At 65.7% G+C, this 6,632-nt stretch carries 6 protein-coding genes; all 6 read right to left on the bottom strand.

The annotated features are described in order from the left end of the window. Positions 1–51: 51 nt before the first annotated feature. A complete protein-coding gene (gene purL, locus LQ954_RS08655; RefSeq protein WP_231022676.1) occupies positions 52–2,274 on the bottom strand; it encodes a phosphoribosylformylglycinamidine synthase subunit PurL in 2,223 nt (740 codons plus the stop codon). Positions 2,275–2,370: 96 nt separating this feature from the next. Beyond that, positions 2,371–3,801 carry a phospholipase D-like domain-containing protein gene (locus LQ954_RS08650; RefSeq protein ID WP_231022675.1) on the bottom strand — a complete coding sequence of 477 codons (1,431 nt, stop codon included), beginning with the start codon at positions 3,799–3,801 and terminating at the stop codon, positions 2,371–2,373. Further along, positions 3,798–4,118, bottom strand: coding sequence for an arsenate reductase family protein (locus LQ954_RS08645; protein WP_231022674.1), 321 nt, complete (start codon positions 4,116–4,118; stop codon positions 3,798–3,800). Before LQ954_RS08645 ends, LQ954_RS08650 begins: the two co-directional genes overlap by 4 nt. A gap of 157 nt (positions 4,119–4,275) precedes the next feature. Next, on the bottom strand, positions 4,276–5,625 hold the full coding sequence (gene accC, locus LQ954_RS08640; protein WP_227769862.1) for an acetyl-CoA carboxylase biotin carboxylase subunit: 1,350 nt from the start codon (positions 5,623–5,625) through the stop codon (positions 4,276–4,278). 1 nt (position 5,626) lies between these two features. Continuing rightward, complete coding sequence (gene accB / locus LQ954_RS08635; protein ID WP_227769863.1) at positions 5,627–6,118, bottom strand: acetyl-CoA carboxylase biotin carboxyl carrier protein; 492 nt, start codon at positions 6,116–6,118, stop codon at positions 5,627–5,629. Positions 6,119–6,152: 34 nt separating this feature from the next. After that, a complete protein-coding gene (gene aroQ, locus LQ954_RS08630; RefSeq protein WP_231022673.1) occupies positions 6,153–6,584 on the bottom strand; it encodes a type II 3-dehydroquinate dehydratase in 432 nt (143 codons plus the stop codon). Positions 6,585–6,632: the final 48 nt, after the last annotated feature.

Below are 6,632 nucleotides of genomic sequence, written 5' to 3'. Positions count from 1 at the left end.
GAACATGCACATGTAGGACAGCCCGTGCGGTGGGGGCGGCGGGAGGGCCGGTCAGCCCTCCAGCGATACCTCCGCGCTCATCAGCTTCGGGAAGAAGCCCTCATGCGCCGCACGCAGCGTGTCGAGCGTGACGACATCGTCGCGGTCGGGCCGCTCGAAGATCAGGCGCTTGCCGCCGGTGCGGCCCATCGGCTCCGCCTCGACGCCGGCCTCGAGCGCGGCCTGGAGGAAATCGGCCAGCGCGTGATCGTGGACGGTGACGATGTAGACGCCCTGATCCTCGCCGAAGAAGGAATGCGCGCAGTCGAACGGCTGCTTGCGGTCGATCATCGCGCCGATGTTGCCGGCGAGCGCCATTTCGGCGAGCGTGACGGCGATGCCGCCGTCCGAGACGTCGTGGACGGCGGAGAGCTGACCCAGGTCGATCGCGTGGCGGATGAGGTCGCCGGTCGCCTTCTCCTGCGCCAGATCGACGCGGGGCGGGGGGCCTTCCTCGCGGCCGTGGACCTCGCGCAGCCAGAGCGACTGGCCGAGATCGCCGCGGCGGGTGCCGACCGCGAGGATGACGTCGCCCGCGCCCTTGAAGGCGATGGTCGCGCTCTTGGTCCAGTCCTGCATCAGGCCGACGCCGCCGATCGCGGGGGTGGGGAGGATCGCCGAACCGCCGCCGGTCGCCTTCGATTCATTGTAGAGCGAGACGTTGCCGGAGACGATCGGGTAGTCGAGCGCGCGGCACGCCTGCGCCATGCCATCGAGGCAGCCGACGATCTGGCCCATGATCTCCGGGCGCTGCGGGTTGGCGAAGTTGAGGCAGTTGGTGATGGCGAGCGGCTTTGCGCCGACCGCGGTGAGGTTGCGCCAGGTCTCGGCGACAGCCTGCTTGCCGCCCTCGACGGGGTCGGCGTAGCAATAGCGCGGGGTGCAATCGGTGGTGATCGCCAGCGCCTTGTCGGTGCCGTGGACGCGCACCACCGCGGCGTCGCCGCCCGGGCGCTGCACCGTGTCGGCGCCGACCATGTGGTCATACTGCTCCCAGATCCAGCGGCGGCTGGCGATGTCGGGCGAGCCCATCAGCGTGACGAGATCGGCGGCGATGTCCTTGCACTCGGGCACGTTGACCAGCGCCTTGGCGGGCGGGGTGGGGACGTGCGGGCGATCGTAGAGCGGGGCCTCGTCAGCGAGCGGGGCGAGCGGGATGTCGCAAACGGTGTCGCCCTTCCACTTCAGCACCATGCGGCCCGTGTCGGTGACATGGCCGATGACGGCGAAGTCGAGCTCCCACTTGCGGAAGATCGCCTCGGCGAAGGCCTCGCGGCCCGGCTTCAGCACCATCAGCATGCGCTCCTGCGATTCGGAGAGCATCATTTCGTAGGGCGTCATGCCCTCTTCGCGCTGCGGCACGTCGTCCATGATCAGCTCGATGCCGACGCCACCCTTCGACGCCATCTCGACGCTGGAGGAGGTGAGGCCGGCGGCGCCCATGTCCTGGATCGCGACGATCGCGTCGGAGGCCATCAGTTCGAGGCAGGCCTCGATCAGCAGCTTTTCGGTGAAGGGGTCGCCGACCTGCACGGTCGGGCGCTTCTCCTCGGCATCCTCGCCGAAGTCGGCCGAGGCCATGGTGGCGCCGTGGATGCCGTCGCGGCCGGTCTTGGAGCCGACATAGACGATCGGATTGCCGATGCCGCTGGCGGCCGAATAGAAGATCTTGTCCTGGTCAGCGACGCCGACCGTCATGGCGTTGACGAGGATGTTGCCGTCATAGGCGGGGTGGAAGTTCACCTCGCCCCCCACCGTCGGCACGCCGACGCAATTGCCGTAGCCGCCGATGCCATGGACCACGCCCGAGATGAGGTGGCGCATCTTGGGGTGATCGGGGCGGCCGAAGCGAAGCGCGTTCATATTCGCCACGGGCCGCGCGCCCATGGTGAACACGTCGCGCAGAATGCCGCCGACGCCGGTTGCCGCGCCCTGATACGGCTCGATGTACGAGGGGTGGTTGTGCGACTCCATCTTGAAGATCGCGGCCTGGCCATCACCGATGTCGATGACGCCGGCATTCTCGCCCGGGCCGCAGATCACCCAGGGCGCCTCGGTCGGCAGCTTCTTCAGGTGGATTCGCGACGACTTGTAGGAGCAATGCTCCGACCACATCACCGAGAAGATGCCCAGTTCCACCAGGTTCGGCTCACGGCCGAGAGCGTGGAGGACGCGATCATATTCCTCGGGAGACAGGCCGTGTTCGGCGACGACTTCAGGCGTGATGGCGGTCATGCGCGCGCGATAGCGGCGGCGGCGCCCGGTGTCACCACAAGGCTGACCTCAAGATACCCCGGCGGCTTGAACAAGGCGCCTGCGGCCCGCCATGGCTTACCGGCGGCGGCGGAAGCGCCGGAGGCGATGAAGCAGCGGGCGCCGGGCGGAAAGCGCCTCGAACATCTCCTCCGGTCCTTCGGGATCGAGAATCTTGTTGTCGGCGAGCCATGCCTCGACGGAGGTGAGATCCGGCACCTCATAGGGAATGAGCGTCTTGCCCGCACCGCGCAGGTGCTCGATCGCGCCGATCAGGCCATGAGATGCGATCGCCTCGCTGACGGTCGCAGGTTCGGTGCCGAGATGTTCGGCAATCAGATCGTCGCGGATGGCGGCGATCCGATCGTCGTCATTCTCGATGGTAACGTCACATTCCGTGTCGAGCCGGAGCGAGCGATTGTTGAAGTTGGAGGAGCCGATGCGGATCACCTCCTCATCGATCACCAGCACCTTGGCGTGAACGTAGATCGGCTCTCCACCAGCGGTGTGCAGGTGGTACATGCGCAGGCGATCGTGCTTATCGCGCTGCTTCAGCGCCTGGAACAGCCGGGCGCGGGCGGTGTCCATCGCAATGGGTTCAAGCCAGCCCTGCGCTGAAACGGGATTGATGATGACGATTTCCGGACCGTCCGGCTCGTCCAAGCGCCGCGCAATGGCCTCCGCCACGCGGCGCGACGCGAAATACTGGCTTTCGGCGTAGATGCGGCGCTTCGCGCGCGCGATCAGCGAGAGATAAAGCTGTTCAATCTCCCGGATCGATTCCTGCGGGCCATATTCCGGTTGAGACCGCGAAATGGCGACATCAACGTCGCGGAAGTCCGGCTTCAGATCGGCGGGCCAGCAATCGACCTTGCTGTCGGGTTCGGGGATCTCACCGCCACCGGCAATCTGCCAGCGGGTACGGCAGAGATCGCCGAGGGCCCTGGCCACCGGACCTTCCAGCGCCGTCGTGGCATCGTGCCATGGCTTGTTGGGCCAGCCGCTGGGCGAGGTACGGTGCGGGTCGTCGTCCCTATGCGAGCGCGTGTCCCAACGCTCGTCCGTCATGTCGATGCCGCCGCAAAAGGCGAGGCAATCGTCGATAACGACGATTTTCTGATGCTGGGAGGCGCCAACGGGATGATGACCGTCGAGCTTCAGGTGGATACGCTTGCGCAGGAAACGCCACTTGGTCAGCGTCAGCAGCGTCTTGCCGCGGAACAGCGTCTTGAAGGCGCCCTTGTCCCAGCGGAGAATGTAGACGTTGAGATCCGGGCGCCGGCGCACCAGCCAGGTGATGAATTCGCCGACTTCGGTCGGGACGCCAGGTGGCTCGTTTTCCCAGGCGAGGCGGATGCGGGCGTCGAAATCCCAGCCGACCAGCAGGATCTGCTTGCGCGCGTTCATCATGGCGGCGCGTGCCAGGCGAAAATAGGTGTCGGCGTCGATCACTACCGCGGCGCGGCTTGCCCGTTCGATGCGCCAGCGGGCCTCCTCCGGCAGATTCACAGAATGTCGTGAACGCGTTCGGGCGGGCGCGCGAGCACCACGCCCTTGTCGGTTTCCACCAGCGGCCGTTCGATGGTGGCGGGATCGGCGGCCATGATGTCCAGCGCCTCTTCGTCGCTTGCGGCGGCGGGCGCGTCCTTGCGCATCGCGTCGCGCGGCGCCAGCCCGCCACGTGCATACAGCCGCGCGAGTTCCTCGCGAGCCGGCGGCTGCTTGAGATAGTCGATGATTTCCACCTCAGCGCCCGCTTCGGTGAGTAGCGCCAGCGCCTGACGCGATTTGGAACAACGCGGATTATGCCAGATCGTCGCCTTCAATGCCGCGCTCCTTCTTGATCCAGGCTAAAGTCTGCGAGCAGAATGTGAAGGCAAAATGTCGATGACGTCGCGCCCAAGCGAACCGGCATCCGGGAGCCCGCCATCCCAGGGAATGCGAGGCGTACCGCCGAATGCCGGACGCATCCGGAGGGATGGCTCAGGCCTGTTCGGCCAGCCACTCCTCCAGCCATTTGATGGTGTAATCGCCTTGTTGGAACTCAGGATCGTCCAGCAGCGCCTGATGAAGCGGGATGGTTGTCTTCATCCCCTCGATCACGAACTCCTCAAGCGCGCGACGAAGACGGCGAAGCGCGCCTTGGCGGGTGGTGCCATAGACGATCAGCTTGGCGATCATGCTGTCGTAGTAAGGCGGCACCTTGTAGCCGGCGTAGAGGCCCGAATCGACGCGCACGTGCATGCCACCGGGTGCGTGATATTGCTTCACGAGGCCCGGGGAGGGCGCGAAGGTACGCGGATCCTCCGCATTGATGCGGCACTCGATAGCGTGACCGCGGAAGACAACATCCTCCTGGCGCAGCGTCAGCGGATGGCCTTCCGCGACTCGGATCTGCTCGCGAACGAGATCGAGGCCAGTGATCGCCTCCGTCACCGGATGCTCCACCTGAAGGCGAGTGTTCATCTCGATGAAGTAGAACTCACCGTTTTCCCAGAGGAACTCGATCGTGCCGGCGCCCCGATAACCCATGTCGGCCATCGCCTTGGCGACGATCCCGCCCATACGATCGCGCTCTTCCGCCGAGATAACGGGAGAAGGAGCTTCCTCGAGGACCTTCTGGTGGCGGCGCTGCAGCGAGCAGTCACGCTCACCAAGGTGAATGGCGTTGCCGTTGCCGTCGCCGAATACCTGGAATTCGATGTGCCGCGGATTGCCGAGGTACTTTTCCATGTAGACGGTGGCGTCGCCGAACGCGGCCTTCGCCTCGCTGCCGGCCTGCGCCATCAGCGTGTCCATCTCGTCCTCTGACGGCACGACCTTCATGCCGCGGCCGCCGCCGCCCGATGCGGCCTTGATCAGCACGGGATAGCCGATGTCACGCGCGAGGCGCTTGGCCTCCGCCGAATCGGTCAGCGCCCCATCCGAACCGGGGACCAGCGGCAGGCCGAGCGCGCCGGCGGTGCGCTTTGCCTCCACCTTGTCGCCCATGGTGCGGATATGTTCAGGCTTCGGCCCGACGAAGATCAGTCCGTGCGCCTCGACGATCTCGGCGAACTTCGCGTTTTCGCTGAGGAAGCCGTAGCCCGGGTGGATCGCATCCGCGCCCGAGATTTCGGCGGCAGAGATGATGTTGGCGATGTTGAGATAGCTCTCGCTCGCCGCCGGCGGGCCGATGCAGATCGCCTCATCCGCCAGGCGGACATGCATTGCATCGGCGTCGGCGGTGGAGTGCACCGCGACGGTCTTGATCCCCATCTCGTGGCAGGCGCGGTGGATTCGCAGCGCGATCTCACCACGATTGGCAATCAGGAGCTTCTTGATCTCGGGCATCTTACTCGACGACCACCAGCGGCTGGTCGAACTCGACCGGCTGGCCATTGTCGACCAGGATCGCCTTCACCGTGCCGGCACTGGGCGCGGTGATCGGATTCATGACCTTCATCGCCTCAACGATCAGCAGCGTGTCGCCGGCCTGCACCTGCTTGCCGACAGAAACGAAGGCGGCAGCGCCCGGCTCGGCAGCGAGATAGGCCGTGCCGACCATCGGCGAGCGAACGGCATTGGCAAGCGAGGGCTCTGCCGCGGCAGGCTCTGCTGTCGGCAGCGCAGCGGTTGCCGTGCTGGGCGCCGGCGCCGCCGAAGCGGGCGGCGGTGCGTGATAGACGGCGGGCGCGGCGGCAGCCGCAGCCTTGCGGGCAACGCGGATGCGGCGATCCCCGTCTTCCACTTCAATTTCGGTGAGCTGCGTCGTGTCGAGCAGCTCGGCAAGCTGGCGGACGAGATCGACGTCGACCTTCATCGCTCCATTTTCCTTATCGGCCATTGCGACCCTTTCCCTGAACAGGGCGCGCGCTGTGTCAGAACCGCGCCGCCGCTTCAAGCGCGAGCAGGTACGACAGCGCACCGAACCCTGCGATTGTTCCACGTGCGGCACGGCCGACGTAGGAGAGATGGCGGAATTCTTCACGAGCATGCGGATTGGACAAATGCACCTCGATAACCGGGGTGCGGACGGATTTGATCGCATCATGAAGTGCGATCGACGTGTGGGTAAAGGCGCCGGCGTTGAGAATCACCGCCTTTGCCCCCTGAGCCTGCGCCTCGTGCAGCCAATCAATGAGATGGCCCTCGTGATTCGATTGGCGCATGTCGACCTCGAGGCCGAGTTCGCGTGCGCGATCCTCCAGCTGACCGGCAATATCGTCCAGGGTTTCATGCCCGTAGATCTCCGGCTCGCGCGTGCCGAGCAGGTTCAGGTTCGGGCCGTTCAGGACGTAGATCAGCGACAAGGGTGGCTCCTTCCTTGAACGGCATGTGCGCCAAGCCTAGGTGGAAGG

Source organism: Sphingomonas sp. IC-11 (assembly GCF_021043365.1).
Taxonomy (GTDB): domain Bacteria; phylum Pseudomonadota; class Alphaproteobacteria; order Sphingomonadales; family Sphingomonadaceae; genus Sphingomonas.
Note: the sequence above shows the minus strand (reverse complement) of the source record. Positions and strands in the feature narration are given on the sequence as shown.